Below are 23,076 nucleotides of genomic sequence, written 5' to 3'. Positions count from 1 at the left end.
TCAGCCCCGTGGGCGCTGGAATGAGCCGAGGGCGTCCAACACCCGGTCGAACTGCCCCTCCGACAGCGCCGACCCGCTCGGCAGCGACAACCCGGTGCGGAAGAGCCGCTCGCTGGTGCCGTTGGTGTAGGCTGGCAGGTGGGCGAAGACGGGCTGGAGGTGCATCGGCTTCCACAAGGGCCGCGACTCGATCTGGTGCCCTTCGAGATGGAGCCGGAGGCCCTCGGTCGACCAGCCCGCCGCGTCGCGGTCGACCAGGATCGAGGTCAGCCAGAAGTTGTCGTGGTTGATCGGGTCGTCGACGCCGTCGGGGGCGCCGAACAGCTCCACCCCGGGCACGTCGGCGAACAGGTCGCGATAGCGGCGGCGCCACTCGCGGCGACGCTCGATCATCTCGGGCATCCGAGCCAGCTGGGCGCGGCCGAGGGCGGCCAGCAGGTTGGACATGCGGTAGTTGTAGCCGACCTCGGTGTGCTCGTAGTGCGGTGCGGGTTGACGAGCCTGCGTCGCGAGGTAGCGGATCCGCTGGGCGTGGTCGCCATCGTCGGTCAGGAGGGCTCCGCCTCCGGACGTGGTCATGATCTTGTTGCCGTTGAACGAGACGATCGAGCACTCGCCGGCCGAGCCGGCCGGCCGCCCGTCCCGGGTGCCACCGAGCGACTCGGCGGCGTCCACGATGAGCGGGACGTCGTGCGCCGCGGCGACCTTGCCGAGCGCGGCGTGGTCGGCGACCTTGCCGAGGAGGTCGACCGGCACGATCGCACTCACGTGGGCGCCCTGGTCGAGCTGGTCGGCGACGGCATGCTCGAGCAGGCCCGGGTCGACATTCCCCGACTCGTCGGAGTCGACGAAGACCGGAGTGGCCCCGCAGTAGGTGATGGCGTTGGTGGTGGCAGCGAAGGTCATCGAGGACGTGACCACCACCGACCCGGGCTGCACGCCCATCGACAGCAGCGCCAGGTGCAGCGCACCGGTGCCGGACGAGAGTGCGACGCCGTGTCCGCGTTCGGCGTACGCCGCAAGCTCGGCCTCGAACCCGTCGACCTCCGGCCCCAGCGGAGCCACCCAGCCGGAGCGGATCGCCCGGACGAGGGCGTCCTCCTCAGCCTGGCCCACATCGGGGGAGGACATGTAGATGCGTTCAGTCACGCGCGCTCCGCAGCTCGGGCAGCGTGACCGGGTCGACGGAGGGAACCGAGACCGACCGCACCATGGGGTGCTTGGTCGGCTCCGGGCGCTCGTGGTCGGAGAACAGCACCTCGTGGAGCTTCTCGCCCTCGCGCAGGCCGGTGAAGGTGATGTCGATCCGCTTGCCGGACGTCGTGATCATCCGGCGGGCGACGTCGAGGATCTTGACCGGGGTGCCCATGTCGAGCACCAGCACGTCTCCAGGGAGCCCGATCGCCCCCGCCTGGATGACGAGCTCGCAGGCCTCCGGGATCGTCATGAAGTAGCGGGTGACGTCGGGGTGGGTGACCGTGATCGGCCCGCCCTGCTCGATCTGGGTGTTGAACGTGTGGAGCATCGAGCCCCGCGAGCCCAGGACGTTGCCGAAGCGCACGCTGATGTAGCGGTGACCCGTGGTCTCGGCGTACCACGCCGTCACCTGCTCGGCGAGGCGCTTGGTGAAGCCGAGCACGCTCGTCGCGTCGGCGGCCTTGTCGGTGGAGATGTTGACGAGGTGTTCGACGCCGTGACGGTGCGCGACCTCGAGGACGTTGCGCGTGCCCTCGACGTTGGTCTTCCACCCCTCGTCCGGGAAGCGTTCCAGCAGCGGGAGATGCTTCAAGGCCGCCGCGTGGAAGACGATCTCCGGCTGGTGCTGGGCGAAGACCAGGTCGAGAGCCTCGGCGTCGCGGATGTCGTTGAGCACGGTGTCCTCGCCGTCGAGCAGGCCGTGCCCGTGGATCGACAGCTGGACCGAGTGGAGCGCCGACTCGTCACGGTCGAGGAGCACGAGCGTGGACGGGCCGAAGCGGTGCACCTGGCGCGCCAGCTCGGCGCCGATCGAGCCACCGGCTCCGGTGATCAGGACCCGGCGACCCGACAGGTAGTCGGCGATGTCCCCGAGATCGGTGTCGATCGGGTGCCGGCCCAGCACGTCGGTGATGTCGACCTGGCGGATGCTGCCCAGGTCGACCCTGCCGCCGATCAGCTCCGAGATCGGGGGCAGCGTGAGGAGCTCCAGGCCCGCCTGGTCTGCCTCGTCCTGAAGCTTCCCGACGAGCTCTCCTGATGCCGAGGTGATGGCCAGGATGACGGTGTCGGCGTCGAGCTCGTTGGCGGCTGCGACCCACGTCGAGCGATCACCCACCACCGGGACGCCGTGCAGGCGAAGGTGCCGCTTCGCCGCGTTGTCGTCGATGAGCCCGACGACGCGGTATTCCGGGTTGCGCTCGGCGCGCAGCAGAGCCACCAGCTGGTTGCCGGCGTCGCCGGCGCCGTACACCAGGGCGCTCTTGACCGATCCGTCGTCACGGGGCGCGTTGCGGTCGCGATAGGTGCGGAACAGCCAGCGACCCGCTGCCGCGGAGACCAGGGCGATCGGGGGCACCAGGACCGGGATGCTGCGCGGCAGGGTGGGGTCGGCCAGGGTGAAGAAGAGGGCCGTCGCGACGCCGACGATCGAGAACTGAGCCGCCAGACCGGTGACCTCGTCGAAGGAGCCGACCCGGAAGCGACCACGGTAGAACTTGGTGAGGTAGCCGAACGCCACCAGCACCAAGGTCGAGACGACCAGGTAGCGCAGGGTCGAGCGCCACTGGATGTCGCTGACGGTGAAGTCGAGTCGGACGCCGAGGACGACGGCGGTCGCGCTGGTCCAGCAGAAGGCATCCCACAGGGCCAACGTGCCGCGGCGGGCGAGCGCGTTGTCGCGCAGCCACCGGGGAGGTTGCCCCGGCCGGCCGGCTCCGATCGATCGGTCGCCGGGAGAGCGTCCTCCAGGCGTAGCGGCGGCCATTGACGGTCCTTCCCCGTTGATGCGACAGCGTTCGCACTCTACTGCGGCGCACGTACGGGCAGGAACTCGCGACGTGGCAGCACCGCCTACGCTGGAGTGATGCATGGGGAGGGAGGGTGGAAGCGCGTACGCCGCGTGCGCGCGGCCCGGTCCTGCTGGCTCGCCGTCGCGACGTTGCTGCTTGCAGGCGCCTGTGGTGGCGCCGACCCGGACGCGAACCCGGCCGGCTCCGAAACGGGCACTGAGCAGCCGTCCGCCTCACCGTCCGCCTCGGGCTCCTCGTCTCCGCCGAAGGGCGGCAAGCCCGGACAGACTGCGAGCGAGGTCACGAGCGACCCGGCCCCCGTCGCGGACCAGGAGCACGCCGTCGACCCGCCCGGTCCCCGGAAGGGGGCGCTGGTGCTGGCGGACCTGATGATCAAGGACCAGGACGCGCTCGATCCGGAGGTCATCGAGCGCATCAACGCCCTGGGGTCCGTGAAGCGCTCCCTCGTCCTCTCCCTGGGCAACGTCGGCATCGAAAACACGGTCATCAACATCGGTGCGGTCGACCCGTCGGCATACCGCAACTTCACGGTCATCCAGTCGGCCGAGCTGCAGGAGCAGTGGGACCGCGTCGCCGGCGGGGAGCTGTCCCTCGACCCGACCCTCGGCAAGCGGCTTCAGGACGGCGAGGGCTTCGTCAAGCTCGGCAACGACGGGGACGCGCCGCGCGTGCACGTGGGTGCCTATGCCCCGCAGGTGCCGCAGATCGACGCGGTCGTCAACGAGAAGTGGGGCGAGGAGCTCGGCATCCCGGAGGACAACGCGATGCTGATCAACACCGGCATCAACTCACCGCGCTTCGTGATGGAGGACCTCCAGGAGATCGTCGGCGACGACGCGGCCGTCTCCATCCTCGGGCCAGACCTGGACCCCGGTGCCCAGCAGACCGCGGTGCTGACCGGCGGCTCGGTGGCCGAGGCGGTCGGCACGTTCCGCTACACGGTCCTCGGCGGTGGGCGGATCGCGCCCGAGCAGCCGTGGGTCGCGGCGAACATCCGGACCCAGCAGGTGCCGATCCTGGGCAACGTCACCTGCCACAAGGTGATCTTCCCGCAGCTCATCGCGGCGCTCCGCGAGATCGAGAGCACCGGTCTTGCCGGAGAGATCAACCCGGGTGAGTACGCCGGCTGCTACTACCCGCGCTACATCGCCAACACCCAGCAGCTGTCCCTGCACTCCTTCGGCATCGCCCTCGACCTCAACGTGCCGGGCAACCAGCGCGGGACCGTCGGTGAGATGAACCGCGCTGTGGTCGACATCTTCAAGGACTGGGGCTTCGCCTGGGGCGGCGACTGGGGCTACACCGACCCCATGCACTTCGAGATGAATGCGATCGTCGACCCGGAGTGAGGTCGCGGCCGCTATCGAGGAAGTAGCCTGCCCACCATGCGCGCCGTACAAGTGGAAGCCCCCGACGGACCGACCGGCCTGAAGGTCAACGACGTCCCGGAGCCCTCCCCCGGTCCCGACGACGTGCTGGTGGAGGTGCACAGCGTGGGGGTCTCGTTCCCCGACCTGCTGCTCAGCAAGGGCGAATACCAGATGAAGCCGGAGATGCCGTTCAACGTCGGCGTCGACTTCGCCGGTGTGGTGCTCGACCCCGGCAGCAGCGACTTCGTGCCGGGGCAGCGAGTCGCCGGTGTCTCGGGCTGGGGCAACGCCGCCGAGCGGGTCGCGTCACCGCGGGCCTGGACCTTCCCGCTGCCCGACGCCCTGTCCTTCGACGAGGGCGCCGCCCTGCCCATGAACTACCTCACCGCGCAGTTCGCGCTCAAGGACCGCGGCGGCATCACGGCCGGCAACACGGTCCTGGTCCACGGTGCCGCCGGCGGCGTCGGCACCGCGACGATCCAGGTCGCCAAGGGGTACGCCGCACGCACCATCGCCGTCGTCAGCACCGAGGAGAAGGCCCAGGTTGCGCGCGCAGCAGGCGCCGACGAGGCAGTGCTGGTGGACGGCTTCAAGGACGCGGTCAAGCAGCTCACCGGCGGCCGCGGAGTGGACATCGTCCTCGACGTCGTCGGTGGCGATCTCTTCACCGACTCCCTGCGCAGCCTCGCCGAGCAGGGCCGGCTGCTCGTGGTCGGCTTCGCGGGCGGTCAGGGGATCCCCGAGGTCAAGGTCAACCGCCTGCTGCTGAACAACATCGACGTCCGCGGCGTCGGCTGGGGTGCCTACGCGATGACCCGCGCCGACTTCATGCAGCAGCAGTGGCGTGAGCTCGTGCCCATGATCGAGAGCGGCGTGGTGAAGCCGCCCATCGGTGCGACGTACGAGATGGACGGCTTCGGCCAGGCGCTGGTCGACATGGCCGAGCGCAAGACGCTCGGCAAGTCGGTCGTGCGCGTCAGGGCGTGAGCCCTGCGGTCAGGGCTTGACCTTCAGCTTGACCACGGCGGGTGAGAAGCCGGACTCGGTCGCCTTCACCTTGATCTTGCCGGGCTTGCGGGCCGAGTAGATGATCTCGCACTTGCCCTTGGCGTTGGTGGTGCACTTCTCGCCACCGCCGGCGACCTTGACCCCCGACAGCGGTTGGTCCGCGTCGGTGACGCGGAACGTCACGGTCTTGCTCTTGTCACCGTCCCACTTCTTCGGGTCGGCCTCGAGGGTGAGACCGGGCTGCAGCTGACGGTGGTAGATGCCCGCACTGTCGTTGGCGACGAGCGACGCCTCGCTACGCGACGCCTCGACCTTGAGCTGGTAGATCGGGTAGTAGCTGTCGGGAGTGTCGGAGGTGCGCAGGGCACCGAAGGAGAAGCCGGTGGGGGAGCTGCGGGTGGCGCGGATCTTCTCCCCGACGGCCCAGGCCACCCAGAGACGACCGCTCGGTCCGGTGTCCATGGTGATCGAGTCGGCACCCTTGCTTCCGGGCACCTTGTGCACCGTGGTGCTGCCGAGCTGCCAGACTCCGACCGAGTTGCAGGTCGGGTAGCCGATGCAATAGGCCACGACGATGCTGCCGTCGGGGCGCACGACCATCGGGATCGCCTGGTCGGGGATGATGGCGTCCGACGTCTGACCGGGGACCTTCACGACCGGGCCGAGCGCCGGGTGGATCTGGCGGACGAACACCCCTTCGTTGTCGAGGTCGTACCACGCAGCCCACACGTTGCCGCCCGACTGCGCGAGCGTGGCGTTGAGCAGGGTGCCGCCGGCAATGGTGAACGACTGGTCGGGGGGCGTGGCTTCGTTGGTCGGCAGCGGGGTGGTGCCGACCCGCCAGGTGAAGGTGGAGTTGAGGGGATAGCCCTGGATCGGGGTGCCGTCGGGCAGGAGCGTCGCGCCGGTGCCGTAGCTGGCGTAGCCGTAGCCGCTCTTGACGAGTGCCTCGCTGTTCACCGTCCACACGGCGCCGCTGCCATCGCTGACGGCGCGGTAGAGGTGGCCTGCGGAGTAGGGGTTGGCGACGTTGGTGTCCTGCAGGCCACCGAAGACGATCTGCATGCCGCCGCCGGGAGTGGGCAGCAGGATGGGGTCGCTGGTCAGGGCGCCCCAGTTGCTCACGGCGGTGCTGCGGGAGACGACAGCGCCGGTCGTGCTGACTGCCGTGTGCTCGTACTCCCCGTTGACGCCCGACTTCTGTGGGTAGACCACGTGGAGCATGCCGTCGGAGGTCCGCAGCAGGTCGCTCTCCGCGAGGTTCGTGATCTCCTTGGTGCTGAGCTTGACCCACCCCGAGTCGTCCGCGCGGGCGTGCGGCTCGGCGGGCGCGCCCGGGACCGGGGCGCCAACTGTCGGGGCGGCGAGAAGTGCGGCCGGCAGCAGGACGGCACTCAGCAGGGCAGCAGATCGGACAGCGCGCACGGACGTTCCCCCTCGTTGGTCCCTCGCGACCACGAGGGCATCCGCCCCAGCGTCTACGGATCGTCACGGAGTGTAAAGCGTGGTCCAGACCAGTGGAGCCAGCGGCCGCGGGCTCAGCGGGTCACGCGCAGCGTCGCCTCGTCATGGTCGTAGCCGGACTTCGTCGCCCTCGCGACGATCCGGCCCGGTCGACGCGGTGCGAACCGGATGGTGCACCGACCGGAGGCGGTGGTGCGGCAGGTCGCGCCCGCGGCACGGACCCTGGCGCCGGCCAGGGCGCCGTCGACGTCGGTGACCCGGAAGACGACGCGACGATCCTCGCCGGCGCCCCAGCGGCGCGGAGCTGCCCTCAACGTGAGCTGGGCCCGCACCGACTGAGCGTGGATCCGCGACGCGTCCCCGGAGTCGTTGCCGGTCACCAGCAGCTCGGCGCGCAACGGGTTCGAGGTGCCGAGCGCGATCCCGAAGGTGTTGTACAGGTCGTCGAGCCGTGCCGGCCTGCGGTCCGTGGCCCATCCGTCCACGGCGACCCGCGACGCTCGCGGTTGGTAGCCGATCGGTCCCTGCGCAGCCACCCAGAGGTGCTCGTCGGTCGTGGCGGCCAGGGCCACGTTGGTCGCGCCGTCCATCCCTCGGACCCGATAGGTGCGGTTGTCCACGATGTCCCAGAGCACGACCCGCGAGTCGGAGGTGTACGCCGCCACGGGGCCGACTCCTGCACGGTCGACCACCGCCATCGTCCCGCCCGCGTCGTTGTTGCTCCCCGGCGCCCGCACCGCTGCGCCGAGCGTCGGCCAGACCTGGCGGGCGAAGACCCCGCCGCCCCTGAAGCTCTGGTAGACGACATAGACCGCAGCGCCGCTCCTGACCAGCGACGGGGCGACGGCGTCGTGGTCGGTGAACTCCTGGTTGGTCGCTGTCGGCACGGCGGCCTCTGGGACCGAACCGACGTGCCAGTGGAAGCCCCCCGTGTCGCCGAACCCGGTGATCGTGTTGCCGTCAGGGGTGTAGGCGAGGGTGACGCCGCCGCTGCTGATGCTCGGGGCCAGCACCTCGCGCGGCACGACCCAGGTGGCGCCACCATCGGCGGACACGGCTGTGTAGACGCCCTTGTAGGTGAAGAAGTTGGAGGTGTCGCCGTCGATGGTTCCGGTGAACGCCAGTCGCAGGCTCCCGTCCGGGTTGACGCCGAGGTCGACCGGCGTGCTGAGCTGGGACCAGTTGGTCGCGAGGACCCGCGTGACGGGTCCTTGGACCCCGGACCGCGAGATCGTCGTGTGCTCGTAGTTGTGGGTGCGGTCAGCGTTGTCGACGAGCCACACCGCGTGGAGGACACCGTCGGCAGTCCTGGCCACGCTGGCCTCAGCGAAGTTGGGCGACGCGCTCGACGTGAGAGGACTCCAGGATCCGAAGCCGACCCGGCCGTCGACGTCTGGCGGCGCCACAGCGCCACCCGAGGTGGCGTTGAGACCCACTAGGACCAGGGGTGTCAGTGCCAGGAAGCTCAGGACTCGACGGACTCGCATGGTGGTCTCCCCTCGGCCCCCCGGGCGAGGCAGCCGCCTCGACTCTGCCCACCTTGGCCGCGCAGGTAAAGACCCGGTCTAGCCCGCTCACGGCGGAGCAGCGGCGACCGCTGAGATGTCGCCTCGCCGCTCGGGCGTTGCGGAGTCCGGTTAGGGTCGATGGTGTGAGCATCCTGGATGACGCCCGATCGGGCATGAACCCTGACATTCGTCCGCAGGACGACCTCTTCGGCCACGTCAACGGCCGCTGGCTCGACGAGACCGAGATCCCCAACGACCGGTCGAGCTGGGGACCGTTCGTGGAGCTGGCGGACGCGGCCGAGGCGCAGGTCCGCGACATCATCACCGAGCTTGCCGACAACCCGTCCGACGACCTCGACGGGATCACTCCCGAGGAGGCGCGCAAGATCGGCGACCTCTTCGCCTCCTTCATGGACGAGCAGACGATCGACAAGAAGGGCACCCGACCGATCCAGCAGCTGGTCAGGGCGGTCGCGGGCCTGCGCGACATCCGCGACCTCGCGGCCTTCCTCGGGGAATTCGAGCGGATCGGCGGCGCGGGGCTCTTCGGGTCGTACGTCGACACCGACGACCGCAACTCGGATCGCTATCTCTTCCACATCACCCAGGGCGGCCTCGGGCTGCCCGACGAGAGCTACTACCGCGACGAGAAGTTCGCCGAGACGCGCGAGAAGTATGTCGTCTACCTCACCCGTCTCCTCGAGCTCGGGGGGCACGCAGATGCCGCTACGGCCGCCCGGACCGTCCTCGACATCGACACCCGGCTCGCGGCCGGGCACTGGGAGCGCGCCGAGACCCGCGACGTCCAGAAGACCTACAACTTGACCACGCTCGAGGAGCTGAAGGCGCTCGCGCCGAACTTCGACTGGGACGTCTACGTCACCAACCTCGGCGGCAGCACCGAGACCATCGCCGAGTCCTGCGTGCGCCAGCCGTCCTACCTCGCCCACCTCTCCACCGTGCTGGCCGAGGTCGACATCGAGGACTGGAAGGCGTGGTTGCTCAGCCATGTGCTGCGCAGCTCTGCGGCGTACCTGCCCAACGAGTTCGTCGAGACCAACTTCGACTTCTACGGCCGCACCCTCAACGGCACCCCCGAGCTGCGCGAGCGCTGGAAGCGTGGCGTCTCCCTGGTCGAGGGCGCGCTCGGCGAGGCCGTCGGCAAGGAATACGTCGCCCGACACTTCCCGCCGCAGTCCAAGGCGATGATGGACGACCTCGTCGCGAACCTGCTCGAGGCCTACCGCGTCTCGATCGAGGCCCTCGACTGGATGACCGAGGAGACCAAGCAGCGCGCCTACGAGAAGCTCGACACCTTCCGACCCAAGATCGGCTACCCGGACAAGTTCCGCGACTACTCCAAGCTCCAGCTGCGCCCCGGCGACCTCATGGGCAACGTCGCCGCGGTGTCGGCCTTCGAGACCGACCGTGAGCTCGGCAAGATCGGCTCGCCCGTCGACCGCGACGAGTGGTTCATGCTGCCGCAGACCGTCAACGCCTACTACAACCCCGGCACCAACGAGATCTGCTTCCCCGCGGGCATCCTGCAGCGGCCCTTCTTCAGCCCCGACGCGTCGGAGGCGGAGAACTACGGCGGCATCGGTGCCGTCATCGGCCACGAGATCGGCCACGGCTTCGACGACCAGGGGGCGCAGTACGACGGCGCCGGCAACCTCAACGACTGGTGGACTGCCGACGACAAGGCCGCGTTCGAGGTCAAGAGCAAGGCCCTGATCGAGCAGTACGACGCCTTCGAGCCCCGCAACCTGCCGGGGGAGAAGGTCAACGGCGCCCTGACGGTCGGCGAGAACATCGGCGACCTCGGCGGGCTGACGATCGGGCACAAGGCGTTCGTGATCGCGCAGGGCGGAGAAGCCTCGGTCGAGGACCGTCAGGCCCTCTTCATGAACTGGGCCTACTGCTGGCGCACCAAGCGGCGCAAGGAGCAGGACCTCCAGTTCCTCACCGTCGACCCGCACTCGCCGCCGGAGTTCCGCGCCAACATCGTCCGCAACCTCGACGAGTTCCACGAGGCCTTCGAGACAGCGTCCGACGACGACCTGTGGCTCGACCCGCAGGAGCGCGTCCGCATCTGGTGACTCCGGGTCGCGGGGCAGGGCTCGTCCGGCCTCCGGCTGCATCGGCACCATCGGCTCCGTCCCGGCCGCGCCACCGAACAGTCGCGGGGTCAAAGACGTCCACAGAGCCCCGGACTGTTCGGTAGCGGGCGCTGCCTGTGGAGGGTCGGAGGCGGTACGCCGACCGCCGGGCCACCATCGGCAGATGGCCAGGCACCCATGGGACGCACGCGCGCCCCACGTGAGCGTGGTGCATCCGCGCCGGGTCGGCGATGGCCTCACCCCTGACCAGGCCCGCGGACCGCATTGGCGACGGACCGGCTCAGGGCTCCACGTCCCTGCTGCCACCGATTCCGGTCTTCCTCAACAACGCATCATCGAGGAGGCCGCGCGTATGCCGACGGGCGGAGCCGTCACGGGGTGGGCTGCGTGCCTGCTGGCAGGCGCAGCGTGGTTCGACGGGAGGGCGCCCGACCGTCGGACCTCGATGCCCGTCGAGCTGGCGGTCGGACCGCGTGGTGGAGTGCGTGGGCATGAGGGCGTGGTCGTGTCCTGTGCGCGCCTGCCCGACTGGGAGGTGTGGCAGCGCTACGGAGTGCGATGCACCCGGCCCGAGCGTGCCGTCTTCGACCAGATGCGTCGGTGCTCGCCCGAGGAGGCCGTGGTCGTCGCCGAGTCCGCCCTGGCCGGTGAGATCACGTCGTTGGCAAGGCTGCGCGCATTTGCTGGCGGCCACCGGTCGGCCCGACGTCGGGACGTCGCGGAGTGGGCACTGGCCCGGACCCGCGGCGGCGTTCGCTCGCCGCTCGAGGTGCGTGTCCGCACGATCGCCGAGGAGGCGGCGTCGTACTCGCGGTTGGAGGTGAACCGCGTGGTGGTGACCTTGGACGGCACCCGCATCGGCGAGGTTGACCTCTTCGACGTCGAGTCGGGCACCGGCATCGAGGTGGACGGGGCAGATCACCGGTGGGCGGGCCAGCAGTCGTGGGACATCGTCAAGGACGAAGCACTACGGAGCGTCGGGATCGAGGTCGCCCGCGTCACGGGCAGCCAGGCGCGAGATGTCGCTGCCCTGGCGCGCCGGCTGGACGCCGTACGCGCCCGCTCACGGTTCGCTCCACCGGAGAAGCGCGGTTGGCGACTGTTGCCCGCGGGCGTGGACACAGAGGCGTTGCTCGTGGAACGGGAGCACGACGCGACGTGGCGGGAGTGGCACTCGACCTGACGGGTCGTCCTGCCGAACAGTCGCGGGGTGAGACGGTCGTCCGGACCCCCGGACTGTTCGGTAGCGCGAGCCCGCGCGGGCCAGGACGGCCGTGTAGTTGGATGGCCCGATGCTCATGCCCGGCCACGACCAGTCATCCAGAAGAGTCCGCTGCGAGTGGGGACCCATGGGCGCCGAGGCGATCGCAGCGCGGCTGGCCGTGGTGGTCGACGTCCTGTCCTTCACCACGACACTCAGCGTCGCCGTCGAGCGCGGCATCGAGGTCTTCCCCTTCGCCTGGAAGGACTCGCGCGCAGCCGAGCACGCCCTGCGGCACCGGGCCACCCTCGCCGTGGGCCGCTTCGAGGCCATGACGCGCGCTGATGCCCGACACGTCTCGCTCTCGCCGGTCAGCGTGGCGTCGGTGCAGGGGGTCGAGCGGCTCGTCCTGCCGAGCCCGAACGGCTCGAGCATCGCCTTCTCGCTGGCCGACACAGGCGCCGAAGTGGTGGGCGCCTGTCTGCGCAACGCCGCCGCAGTGGCCCGCTGGCTGGCCCCGCAGATCTTGGGCGGGGCCACCTGTGCGGTGATCCCGGCCGGGGAGCGGTGGCCGGACGGCTCGCTGCGCCCCGCGGTCGAGGACCTGTGGGGAGCGGGCGCCGTGATCGCGGGCCTCGTGGACCTCGGCGTGACGGGGCTCAGCCCGGAGGCGCGCGTGGCCGCGCAGTCCTTCCGCGCCGTACGCCCTGATCTCGCTGCCGAGCTGGCGGCCTGCGCCAGTGGGGTCGAGCTGGTCACCGGCGGCTTCGGTGCCGACGTCGAGGTCGCAGGGCAGCTCGACGCCAGTCAGGTCGTGCCGGTGCTGCGCGGCGAGGCCTTCGTCCCCGCCTGATCGGAGCCGCCGGTCGTCCGCGCACACTCGCCCGCGTCAGGGTCTGGTCGCGGGGGCCCGGTGTCCCTACTGTGAGGGCAGTCACACTCGGGTGACGGTTCACATCTCGGAGGTCGTTCGCATGGCTCGTCGTTCCCGTCTCCCGCTCCTCATCAGCGTCTTCGTCGCACTTCTCCTGCCGCTGCTGGCGCACGCGCCCGCCCAGGCCGCCCCTCCGTCGTACGTCGCGCTCGGCGACTCCTACGCGTCCGGGACCGGCACCCGCTCCTACATCAGCGACGGCACGACGTGCCAGCGATCCACCCAGGCCTACCCGAGCCTGATCGCGTCGGCGCGCGGCTATGCGTTGAACTTCCGCGCGTGTTCCGGGGCTCGGATCAGCGACGTCACCAACACCCAGCTCAGCGCGCTGACCACCGCCACCAACTACGTCACGATCGCGGTCGGCGGCAACGACGCCGGCTTCGCCAGCGTGCTGACCGAGTGCGCCAAGCCGTGGTGGTTGAGCAACTGCGACGCACGGATCAACACGGCGCAGTCCTTCATCAACAACACCCTGCCTGCTCAGCTGGACGCGCTCTACGCGTCCATCCGTGCCAAGGCTCCGGCCGCGAAGGTCGTGGTCGTCGGCTACCCCCGCATCTTCAACGGCGAGGACTGCAACGCCTTCACCTGGTTCTCGCCCGCCGAGGAGTCGCGTCTCAACCAGACCGCCGACCTGATCAACGCAAGGACGGCCGCCGTGGCCACCGCCCGCGGGTTCTCCTTCGCCGACCCGACCAGCCGCTTCGTGGGCCACGCCGTCTGTGACGACGACGAGTGGATCAACGGCCTGTCGAGCCCGATCTCGGAGAGCTACCACCCCAAGGCCAGCGGCCACGCGTCCGGCTACACGCCGACCGTCAGCCCGGTCCTGACCGGTGCCACGGTCGCCGTGACGGCAGCACTGGTGACGGAGTCGGCGGCCTCGGGCGAGAGCCAGGCGGAGCTCCAGAGCCAGTACGCCGAAGCCGACCGCGCGATCACGCCCGAGGAGTTCGTCATCCCTGACCTCTCCACGCCGGCGGCACGCAAGGCCGCCCGCAAGGCCGGGATCGACATCAAGGAGTTCATCGAACGCGGCCAGTCCTGACCGACCGCGTCAGCTCGGCGTACCGACGCTCCCGTCAGCGCACGCGACCCTTGACGCCGACGGTCACCGTGACACTGGGACGGCCGGGGCCGGACACCGTGATCCGCACGCTGATCTTCTTCCCCTTCAGGGCTGAGGTGAGCCTGAGCTTGGGCTTGGTGGCCTTCTTGATGTTCTTGGTGCCGGCCCGCCACTGGTAGGTGACCTTGGTGGGGGTCGGCTGCCACGCTCCGGCATGGGCCTTCAGGGTGCGCCCGACCAGCGCCTTGCCGGCAACGGAAGGTGGCGTCACCTTGACGAAGCTCGTGGAGGACGGGGGTACGACGGTCGGTGCCGGTGGCACGACCGGCGCCGTGGTCGTCGCGGTGGTCGTCGGTGGGGTCGGACCCGGGACGGTCGGACTCGGGGAGCTCGTCGTAGACGTGGGGGTGGTCGGCGTCGGTGACGGAGTCTCGCTACCGGTGAAGGAGACGGCCTCGACGGTGTATCTCGAGGACTGGTTGCGGCTCCAGATCACGACCGCTCCGTCGGCCGTGGCGGCGACGGAGGCTCGGAAGTCGGCTCGCGCCTCGGGATAGACCGACAGGTTGCGGTCGCCCGTCCAGGTCGACGTGCCGAGGGGCAGCTGGCTGACGAGCACGTTGGTCGAGAAGCCGGTGCCCGTGTCGAAGACCTGGCTGACGGTCCCGTCGGTGTGCACCGCGAGCCGCGGCCGGGTGGCGCCGTACTGCGGATCCTCGACCGGGTCCATCAGCGTGCTCCAGCCGACACCGGTCCGCCAGACCGCCGTGCCGACCCTGGCCACGCTGTCCTGACCGACCTCCACCGGGCGGCTGTAGATCGTGTTGATCGCCGCGACCCCGTTGCGCATGCTCATCTCCGCGGAGAACATGTCGTCGTTGCTGGCCGGGTCGCCATCATAGTCCTCGAACGTCTGCCGGTCGCCGCCGACGCTCGCCACCACGACGTCGACGCCGTCGTCGGTGATCTCCGACCAGAGTTCGACGAAACCGCCCGCGGCGCTGGGGTCACCTTCGACCCGGGGACCGGAGGGTGCCGCATAGTCAACGTCGGCGATCGAGGTGGTGGGGGTGATGGGCGTCCAGCCAGTGGTCGTGGTCCGGGTGGTCCGCATCAGCCGATGACGCGTCCCGAACGTGCTGGGGGAGCGAGCCTCCATCCGCATCAGGACCCTGGCGTCGCCGGCACCGTCCGCGGCGATCGAGATCGCCGTGACGTGCCGCTGCACCTAGTCTCCGTTGACCGGGATGTGCCCGGTGTTGGAGATGAGGACATCGCCCGACCAGCCGCTCGCGCTGCCCTGACCGGCGTAGGCGCGATAGGTGGTGCTCAGGGGGCCTGGCTCTGCGTCCGGTGCTTCGTACGCCGAGGCGGCGGTGCCGTCTGACATGACCGCGACACCGAAGTCTCCGGTCTGGGAGAGCCCGTGGGTGAGGCCACCGAACGCTGACGCGCTGCCCCACGTGGGCGACGCCGAGTCCCGGTAGACCCCCCACAGCCAGTGCTGGCTGGCCCCGCTGTCGGCGCGACGGAACACCACAGCAGCGTCGCCCGCCTCGTTGAGGTCGAAGGCGAACCCGGACACGGGAAGCGGCCCCGCGGTGAGGTCGACCGGCACCGACCAGGTGCCGCCGGCCACGCGCTCCGCCGATCGCAGCTGGACCACTCCGTCGACCGTCTCGAGCCAGACGGCGATCGCACGCCCGCTGGCGTCGACGTCGAGGAGATGGCTGCCGCTGGACTGGGAACCGGCCCCCGAGATCGTGACGGGGACCGACGGCGTGATCGCCGCGTCCGCCGGGTTCAGCAGCAGTGCCCCGAGGAGGGACAACACCGCCGGGATCAACAACAGACGAGCGCGCATGGTCATGGCCTCCCTCGTTGGCCCCCTTGGACCTCGTCGCAGGCTAGGTGAGCACCGGGGCATGTGTACGTGTGGTCTGGACCAGCGCTTGTGGACGGGCCGATCCCCGAGTCGGACGGTCTTGGTAGACAGGGACCATGGTGACCGCAGTGAGCGACGACGTACGACGCCAGGCGCGGACCGATGCCGAGGCGCATCTGCGTGCCCTCGTGGGCCGGGACGACGCGGTCCTGCGCGACGACCAATGGTCCGCGATCGAGGCACTGGCCGTCGATGCTCGCCGGTCGCTGGTGGTCCAGCGCACGGGCTGGGGCAAGTCGGCGGTCTACTTCGTGGCGACCCTGCTGCTGCGTGCCCGTGGCGCGGGTCCCACCGTCATCGTCTCCCCGCTCCTCGCCCTGATGCGCAACCAGATCGCCGCTGCCGAGCGCGCCGGGATCCGAGCGGTGACCATCAACTCGACCAACATCGAGCAGTGGCAGCCGATCAACGACGCCATCAACTCAGGCGAGGTCGACGTGTTGTTGGTGTCGCCGGAGCGTCTCAACAACCCCGGCTTCCGCGACGAGGTGATGCCGCGTCTCGCGGCCACGTGCGGACTGCTGGTGGTCGACGAGGCCCACTGCATCTCCGACTGGGGCCACGACTTCAGGCCCGACTACCGCCGCATCCGCACTCTGCTCGACACCCTGCCGACGGGCATCCCGGTGCTCGCCACGACCGCCACCGCCAATGCGAGGGTCACCGCCGACGTGGCGGAGCAGCTGGGCCGCGACGTCCTGGTGCTGCGCGGATCGCTCGATCGCGAGTCACTGCGGCTCGGGGTCGTCCGGCTCAAGACCGCCGAGATGCGGCTGGCCTGGCTGGCCGACCACCTCGCGGAGCAGCCGGGCTCCGGCATCATCTACTGCCTGACCGTCGCGGCGACCCAGGAGGTCGCCGCCTATCTGCGCGACCGGGGACACGAGGTCGCGGCCTACTCCGGGCAGACCGACACCACCGAGCGGCAAGCCCTCGAGGGGGCGTTGGTTGAGGGCCGGGTCAAGGCGCTGGTCGCCACCTCTGCGTTGGGGATGGGTTTCGACGCCTCCCTCGGGTTCGTCATCAACCTCGGGGCTCCGCAGTCGCCGGTGGCCTACTACCAACAGGTCGGTCGCGCCGGGCGTGGCACGGACGACGCCACCGTGGTGCTCCTGCCGCAGCTCGAGGACCGCGACATCTGGGCCTACTTCGCCTCGTTGGCCTTCCCGCCCGAGCAGCTCGTCCGCCAGACGCTCGAGGTGCTCGGGCGGTCACCCGGGGCTATGAGCACGGTGGCGCTCGAGTCCTACGTCGAGCTGAGCCGCAACCGGCTGGAGACGCTGCTCAAGGTGCTCGACGTCGACGGCGCGGTCCGTCGCGTGCAGGGGGGATGGATCTCCACCGGTGAGCCCTGGTCCTACGACGCTGACCGCTATGCGCGGGTGGCTGAGGCCCGGCAGCGGGAGCAGGACGCGATGCTGACCTACCTCGACTCAGGAGAGTGCCGGATGCGGTTCCTTCGCGCGCAGCTGGACGACCCGGAGGCGGTCGACTGCGGCCGGTGTGACAACTGCGGCGGGATCACCTTGTCGGCGGCGGTGTCGGACGCAGCAGTTGCCGAGGCCGGGGCGGCACTCTCGCGCCCGGGAGTGGCCCTGGAGCCGCGCAAGATGTGGCCGTCGGCGTTGGTCAACCTCGGGCTCGACCTCAAGGGCAAGATCGCCGACGGCCCCACCGAGGGTCGGGCGATCGCCCGGCTCACCGACCTCGGTCACGGGCAGGCTCTGCGTGCGCTGTTCAAGGTTGGGGTCGAGGACGGCCCCGTCCCGGCCTCGCTGACCGCTGCGCTGATGGCGGTGATGAAGGACTGGTCGGCCGCCTGGCAGGAGCGACCCGTGGCGATCGTCGGGATCGAGTCGTCGCGACGGCCCCAGCTGGTCGGGGACCTGGCGACCGGGCTGTCCCGGGTGATGAAGCTCCCGATCGTCGGCCGGTTCGCCATCGTGGACGCCTCCGTCGCCCCCGCACAGGGCGCTGCCAACTCGGCTCAGCGGGTGTCGGCGATCCACCGCAGATACCGGCTGGAGGCCGATGTCCCGGCCGGACCGGTGCTGCTGGTCGATGACCTCGTCGTCAGTGGCTGGACCATGACGATGGCCGGCGTCGCCCTGCGCCGGGCCGGCGCCAGCGGCGTACTCCCCCTCGCTCTCGGCACCCAGACCTGACCGGCGCCGGGCGACGGTCAGCCGTCGAGGTCCTCCATGCGAGCCAGGCTGGGTCCGCGACGCTGTTGGATCTCGCGGGCGCCGTTCTCGACCGCCCGCATGACCCGCAGGATGTTGCGACAGGTCAGCCGCGCGAGGTCCGACTCCGACCACCCTGCCTCGGCGAGTGCGCCGAGGAGCGCGGGATAGCGGCTGACATCCTCCAGGCCGCGGGGCAGCATCTCGACGCCGTCGTAGTCGCCACCGAGGCCGACATGGTCGATCCCGGCCACCTCGCGGACGTGCTCGCAGTGGGCGACGACGTCGGTCAGGTCAGCCGGCGGCTCCGGGTGAGCCGCGCGGTAGGACTCGTAGAAGGGCGTGAAGCGCGCGCCGTCGGCCTCGGTGATGCCCTCGACAGAGGCGGCCTCGAGAGCGCTGCGATGCCAGTCGGCGCACGCCTGGTTGACGAACCTGGGCACGAACGTGACCATGCAGATCCCGCCCTGGTCGCGCAGTGACTCGAGCACGTCGTCGGGCGCGTTGCGTGGGCTGTCGGTCACTGCGCGCGCCGAGCTGTGGCTGAAGATCGCGGGCACTTCGGTCACTGCCAGGGCGTCGCGCATCGTGTCGGCCGAGACGTGGGAGAGGTCGACCATCATGCCGAGCCTGTTCATCTCCCGGACGACCTCGCGTCCGAAGCGGGTGAGCCCCCCGGCGACGGGAGCGTCGGTCGCCGAGTCGGCCCAGGGTGTGTTCGCGTTGTGGGTCAGCGTGAGGTAGCGGACGCCGAGCGCGTGCAGCTGGCGGAGAGTGCCGAGGGAGCAGTTGATCGAGTGTCCGCCCTCGGCCCCCATCAACGACGCCATCCGGCCGTTGGCCCACGCCGCTTCGACGTCGTCGGCGGTCCGTGCCATCGCCAGCTGGTCGGGATGCCGCTGGGTGAGGTTGTACGCCGCATCGACCTGCTCGAGCGTTGCGCTCACCGCGTCGTCGCCGGTGAGCCGGGTCGGCACGTAGACGGACCAGAACTGTGCGCCCACACCACCGACGCGCATCCGGGGCAGGTCGGTGTGGGTGGGGGTGCTGCCCGTGGTGAGGTCAGCCGAGAGATCTGTACCGACGTCGAGTCGCTCGAAGTCGTAGCCGGTCGCGACCCGAGCCGTCCAGAGCAGGTCGTTGTGGCCGTCGATGACCGGGCTCCCGGCCAGCAGTGCGGTGAGGTCCACGGCGTGGACTCTAGGCGAGCAGCGGCTCGATCTGGGCGCGGACCTGCGGGTCCTGCGGCTCGATGCCCGGGTTGAAGCGGGCGACGACGGCGCCGTCAGCGTCGATCAGGAACTTCTCGAAGTTCCACTGCACGTCGCCGGCCTCGCCCGACTCGTTGGGCGCCTGGACCAGATGCTGGTAGATCTCGTGGCGGGCCTCCCCGTTGACCTCGACCTTCTCGCTCATCGGGAAGGTGACGCCGTAGGTCGCGGAGCAGAACTCTGCGATCTCCTCGGTGCTGCCCGGCTCCTGGCCGCCGAACTGGTTGCACGGGACGCCGACGACAGTGAAGCCGCGGGGTTCGAGCTCCTCGTGGAGCTTCTCCAGCTCGGCGTACTGCGGGGTCAGGCCGCACTTGCTGGCAACGTTGACCAGCAGCGCCGGCCGGCCACCGGTGAGGTCTCGCAGGCTGCCTGGGGTGCCGTCGAGTCGGGCGAGGGGGGCGTCGAGGATGCTCATGGCCCGAACGCTAACAACCGCTCGGGAACTCGCTGTCGGTGCGGCGCGTTAGCCTCCTTTGTGCCCGCAGGTGTCGTCCGGGCGCGGGTCGGTGACGGTGGAGGTAGTGCGTGAGCTTTGTCCCGGTGACCGGACCCGCGAGCTTCCGCGCTGGCGAGCCGCCGAGGGACGGCCTCGTGGAGTTCTCCGACGACCGGCGCACCGTTTCGCTGCCCATCCGTGGCGCCCTGCCGGTGCTCACCGCCGCCCACTCGCGCGACGACCTGCACCCGAGCGTCGCACTGCTCAGCGGGGCGGCGTTGCTCGGGATGCGGCTCGTGGCGGCGGGGAAGTTCGGTCCCGCCCCGAGCGGCCTGGCCTGGCAGGTCGACGCACTGGACCGAGACGACGAAGAACGCATCACCCGACTGGCCGCTGTCCGAGCGCACGCCGGGCTGGACGCGGCGACGGCGGAGGGCATCGTGCGCGCCGTGCTCGACGCCGTGGTCGACGCGATGCCGCGCGCGGCGCCGATCGCCACGCGCCGTCCGCCGATCGCCGGTGGTGCCGGTGCCGGTGCCGGCGCGGCCAGGCACGCCGTGGACCCCGACTTCACCCGCCGTCTCCAAGAACGAGTGGCCCGCGCCCGGGCGCGCTCGAGCGACGATCGTCCGCAGCTGGTCACCATCGCGTTGCGGATCGAGGCCGACGAGGAGGAGCTCGTCGCCGGTGCAGTCCGGGTCGTGCTCCAGGTGCATGCCTCGGAGAATGCCGCCCACGTCTGTGACGCAGCGATCCTGTGGACCGAGTCGGGCCCCGAGGCCAGCCACGGCTTCGGCGATCGGGCCCGCACCCACGCCAGCATCGCGCTGCGTGCCGCCGCCGACGCCTGGCCGGTCCTCGAGCGCTTCCTCGAGCTTCGGGTCCCCGACGAGCTGACCCTCGACACCGACGAGCTCGTCAGCCTGCTCGACTCCGGTGTCGCGGCGCTCACCCACGCCGGCGTCGACGTGCTGTGGCCACGCCACCTCGACCGCGACCTCACCGCGAAGGTCGAGCTCACCGAGGCTCGCAAGGACGCGGGGAAGCGTGAGGAGGCGCTCCAGACCGGTTTGTTCGGACCCGATGCCCTCTTCGGCTTCCAATGGCAGCTGGCGCTCCACGGCGACTCGTTGACCGAGGACGAGATGGATCAGCTGGCCGGCGCCGTCTCGCCGATCATCAAGATCCGCGACAACTGGACCGTCGTCGACCCATCGATGCTCAAGCGGGCCAAGCGCCGGATGATCCGCACGGTCCAGCCCGCCGCCGCACTCGCGGCAACCTTGACCAACGTCGTCCAGATCGAGGACGTCCAGCACGAGGCCGTCGTCGGCGCCTCGCTGCTGAAGGTGCGCGACCGGCTCCTGGCCGCTGGGACCCGCCCACCCGTCGACGTGCCGCCCGGCCTCGCCGCCACCCTGCGCGACTACCAGCGCCAAGGTCTCACGTGGCTGACCGAGCTCACCGACCTCGGTCTCGGCGCCTGCCTCGCCGACGACATGGGACTCGGGAAGACGGTGCAGGTCATCGCCCTGCACCTGCACCGTGCCTCGACCGTCGGGACCAGCGGCCCCACGCTCGTGGTCTGTCCCGCCTCGCTGCTCGGCAACTGGGAGGCCGAGATCCGTCGCTTCGCGCCTGGCGTCGCCGTACGCCGCTTCCACGGGTCCGCGCGCAGCCTCACCGCGACCACGGGCGACGAGGGTTTCGTGCTCACGACCTACGGGACCATGCGCCGTGACGCCGCGGCGCTCGCCGAGATCGCCTGGGACCTCGTGGTCGCCGACGAGGCACAGCACGTGAAGAACGCGCAGTCCTCCACGTCGAGGGCGCTCCGGACGATCCCCAGCAGGGCGCGCGTGGCCCTGACCGGCACGCCGGTCGAGAACAACCTGACCGAGCTCTGGGCGATCCTCGACTGGGCGATCCCCGGCCTGCTGGGCAGCCGCAACGCCTTCCGCAAGGTGTGGGCGGCACCGATCGAGGCGGGCGTCGATTCGGGGAAGACACGACAGTTCGCCGAGCTCATCGGCCCGTTCCTGCTGCGGCGCCGCAAGTCAGACCCGGGCATCGCGCCGGAGCTGCCGCCCAAGACCGAGACCGATCACCTCCTCGGCCTGACCCGTGAGCAGGTCGTGCTCTACGAGACCTACGTCCGCGACTGCATGCGGCGCATCGAGGAGGCTGATGAGGACACACGCCGCGGGCTGGTGCTCAAGCTGCTCACCGGGCTCAAGCAGATCTGCAACCACCCGGCCCACTTCCTCAAGCAGACCAACCCCAGGCTCACGGGGCGCTCGGAGAAGCTCGACCTGCTCGACGAGCTCATCGGCACGGTCCTCGCCGAGGACGGCGCGGTGCTGCTCTTCACGCAATACGTGGCCATGGCCCGTCTGCTCGAGCAGCACCTCACCAAGGCCGGGGTCACCCACCAGTTCCTCCACGGCGGCACCCCCGTGCCCGAGCGCGAGCGCATGGTGGCGCGCTTCCAGGAGGGCGCAGCGCCAGTCTTCCTGCTCTCCCTGAAGGCAGGCGGGACCGGGCTCAACCTGACGCGAGCCGACCACGTCATCCACGTCGACCGCTGGTGGAACCCCGCCGTCGAGGACCAGGCGACCGACCGTGCCTACCGCATCGGCCAGACCAAGCCGGTGCAGGTGCACCGCTTCATCACCCAGGGCACGATCGAGGAGAAGATCGCCGAGCTGCTGACCCGCAAGAAGGCCTTGGCCGACTCGGTCCTGGCGCAGGGCGAGACCGCGCTGACGGAGCTCAGCAACGACGCGCTGCGCGACCTCGTGACCCTGCGCAAGTCGCCAGAGGCCGGTGACAGCTGATGGCAGCCGTCACCCATCCGCGCGTCGCGCCGAGACGTGGAGGAGTCGGCGGCACCTGGTGGAGCAAGGCGTTCCTCCGGGCAGTGGAGGAGGCTGCGTTCTCGACTGCCGAGCTCAAGCTCGGGCGGGCGCACGCCCGCTCGGGTGGCGTCGGCGCCATCACGGTCGGTGAGGGCACGTTCGTGGCGGCGGTCTTCGACCGCGACGACGTCTTCACCGTCACCGGGACCGTGCCGGTGCTCTCGGCCGACGACCAGTCCGTGCTGGTCGAGCTCATCGCCGCGGAGGCGGGACGGATCGGTGCACTCATGGCCGGCGACCTGCCACACCCGCTCGTGGAGTCGGTGGAGGAAGCCGGCGTCGAGCTGTTGCCGTACGGCGGCGAGCTCGGGTCCGCCTGCACGTGCGAGCGCTGGCTCGACCCTTGCCCGCATGCGCTGGCCGTCCTGACGCAGCTGGCCTGGTTGATCCAGCGCGACCCCTTCGTGCTGATCCAGCTCCGCGGCCTCGGGCGAGACGACATCCTGGCCAGGCTGCACGCCCTGAGCCGGACGCACCGGAGCGCTGCCGGCACCACCGGTGAGCAGGAGTCCGGCGAGCCGGACGAGATCGATGACCCTGTCGATGATCTGGCGATCGCCGAGGAGGCCGCCCTGCGCGCGGCCCGCGAGCTCACGTTGTTGGAGTCGGGCGGCGAGCGAGCCTGAGCCAGGCCC

Annotated in this window: 17 protein-coding genes; 9 read left to right on the top strand and 8 right to left on the bottom strand. The window is 70.3% G+C overall.

Annotated features, from left to right (window positions below; all coding sequences use genetic code 11):
• Positions 1–1,149 (bottom strand): DegT/DnrJ/EryC1/StrS family aminotransferase, encoded by a 1,149-nt coding sequence (locus VNJ48_RS20630; protein WP_325605651.1) that lies wholly within the window; start codon positions 1,147–1,149, stop codon positions 1–3.
• Complete coding sequence (locus tag VNJ48_RS20625; RefSeq protein ID WP_325605649.1) at positions 1,142–2,962, bottom strand: nucleoside-diphosphate sugar epimerase/dehydratase; 1,821 nt, start codon at positions 2,960–2,962, stop codon at positions 1,142–1,144. Before VNJ48_RS20625 ends, VNJ48_RS20630 begins: the two co-directional genes overlap by 8 nt.
• 99 nt (positions 2,963–3,061) lie before the next feature.
• Here VNJ48_RS20625 and VNJ48_RS20620 point away from each other — a divergent pair, with 99 nt between their 5' ends.
• The gene (locus tag VNJ48_RS20620; RefSeq protein WP_325605648.1) at positions 3,062–4,357 is read left to right on the top strand and encodes a M15 family metallopeptidase; all 1,296 of its coding nucleotides are present in this window, start codon (positions 3,062–3,064) and stop codon (positions 4,355–4,357) included.
• A gap of 36 nt (positions 4,358–4,393) precedes the next feature.
• Positions 4,394–5,365 (top strand): NADPH:quinone oxidoreductase family protein, encoded by a 972-nt coding sequence (locus tag VNJ48_RS20615; RefSeq protein ID WP_325605646.1) that lies wholly within the window; start codon positions 4,394–4,396, stop codon positions 5,363–5,365.
• Between the two features lie 9 nt (positions 5,366–5,374).
• Here the strand turns inward: VNJ48_RS20615 and VNJ48_RS20610 are convergent, their stop codons facing one another.
• Together VNJ48_RS20610 and VNJ48_RS20605 are read right to left on the bottom strand one after the other, a co-directional pair.
• A complete protein-coding gene (locus VNJ48_RS20610; protein WP_325605644.1) occupies positions 5,375–6,811 on the bottom strand; it encodes a hypothetical protein in 1,437 nt (478 codons plus the stop codon).
• 113 nt (positions 6,812–6,924) lie between these two features.
• A complete protein-coding gene (locus VNJ48_RS20605; RefSeq protein ID WP_325605642.1) occupies positions 6,925–8,337 on the bottom strand; it encodes a hypothetical protein in 1,413 nt (470 codons plus the stop codon).
• A 164-nt stretch (positions 8,338–8,501) separates the two neighbouring features.
• Between VNJ48_RS20605 and VNJ48_RS20600 the strand changes: the two genes are divergently transcribed.
• The 4 genes from VNJ48_RS20600 (at position 8,502) to VNJ48_RS20585 (ending at position 13,664) form a co-directional block, all read left to right on the top strand.
• Positions 8,502–10,457 carry a M13 family metallopeptidase gene (locus VNJ48_RS20600; RefSeq protein ID WP_325605640.1) on the top strand — a complete coding sequence of 652 codons (1,956 nt, stop codon included), beginning with the start codon at positions 8,502–8,504 and terminating at the stop codon, positions 10,455–10,457.
• A gap of 184 nt (positions 10,458–10,641) precedes the next feature.
• Positions 10,642–11,661: a hypothetical protein gene (locus VNJ48_RS20595; protein ID WP_325605638.1), complete on the top strand. Its 1,020-nt coding sequence runs from the start codon at positions 10,642–10,644 to the stop codon at positions 11,659–11,661.
• A gap of 109 nt (positions 11,662–11,770) precedes the next feature.
• Complete coding sequence (locus tag VNJ48_RS20590) at positions 11,771–12,532, top strand: 2-phosphosulfolactate phosphatase (RefSeq protein ID WP_325605636.1); 762 nt, start codon at positions 11,771–11,773, stop codon at positions 12,530–12,532.
• 121 nt (positions 12,533–12,653) lie between these two features.
• A complete protein-coding gene (locus VNJ48_RS20585; protein WP_325605634.1) occupies positions 12,654–13,664 on the top strand; it encodes an SGNH/GDSL hydrolase family protein in 1,011 nt (336 codons plus the stop codon).
• Positions 13,665–13,698: 34 nt separating this feature from the next.
• On the opposite strand, the gene VNJ48_RS20580 is transcribed toward VNJ48_RS20585, so the two are convergent.
• Entirely contained in the window at positions 13,699–14,913 is a 1,215-nt protein-coding gene (locus VNJ48_RS20580) for a hypothetical protein (RefSeq protein WP_325605632.1), read from the bottom strand.
• Positions 14,914–15,555: a hypothetical protein gene (locus tag VNJ48_RS20575; protein ID WP_325605630.1), complete on the bottom strand. Its 642-nt coding sequence runs from the start codon at positions 15,553–15,555 to the stop codon at positions 14,914–14,916. It abuts the gene before it with no gap.
• Positions 15,556–15,686: 131 nt separating this feature from the next.
• Between VNJ48_RS20575 and VNJ48_RS20570 the strand changes: the two genes are divergently transcribed.
• Positions 15,687–17,795, top strand: a complete 2,109-nt coding sequence (locus VNJ48_RS20570) for a RecQ family ATP-dependent DNA helicase (RefSeq protein ID WP_325605628.1) — start codon at positions 15,687–15,689, stop codon at positions 17,793–17,795.
• A 17-nt stretch (positions 17,796–17,812) separates the two neighbouring features.
• Here the strand turns inward: VNJ48_RS20570 and VNJ48_RS20565 are convergent, their stop codons facing one another.
• Positions 17,813–19,003 carry a dipeptidase gene (locus tag VNJ48_RS20565; protein ID WP_325605626.1) on the bottom strand — a complete coding sequence of 397 codons (1,191 nt, stop codon included), beginning with the start codon at positions 19,001–19,003 and terminating at the stop codon, positions 17,813–17,815.
• Positions 19,004–19,013: 10 nt separating this feature from the next.
• Positions 19,014–19,502 (bottom strand): glutathione peroxidase, encoded by a 489-nt coding sequence (locus VNJ48_RS20560; protein ID WP_325605624.1) that lies wholly within the window; start codon positions 19,500–19,502, stop codon positions 19,014–19,016.
• Between the two features lie 110 nt (positions 19,503–19,612).
• Between VNJ48_RS20560 and VNJ48_RS20555 the strand changes: the two genes are divergently transcribed.
• Both VNJ48_RS20555 and VNJ48_RS20550 read left to right on the top strand, forming a co-directional pair.
• Positions 19,613–22,360, top strand: a complete 2,748-nt coding sequence (locus tag VNJ48_RS20555; protein WP_325605622.1) for a DEAD/DEAH box helicase — start codon at positions 19,613–19,615, stop codon at positions 22,358–22,360.
• Complete coding sequence (locus VNJ48_RS20550) at positions 22,360–23,067, top strand: SWIM zinc finger family protein (protein WP_325605620.1); 708 nt, start codon at positions 22,360–22,362, stop codon at positions 23,065–23,067. The genes VNJ48_RS20555 and VNJ48_RS20550 overlap by 1 nt, the downstream gene beginning before the upstream one ends.
• Positions 23,068–23,076: the final 9 nt, after the last annotated feature.

Origin of the sequence: Nocardioides sp., from assembly GCF_035576065.1 — a bacterium.
GTDB lineage: Bacteria > Actinomycetota > Actinomycetes > Propionibacteriales > Nocardioidaceae > Nocardioides.
Note: the sequence above shows the minus strand (reverse complement) of the source record. Positions and strands in the feature narration are given on the sequence as shown.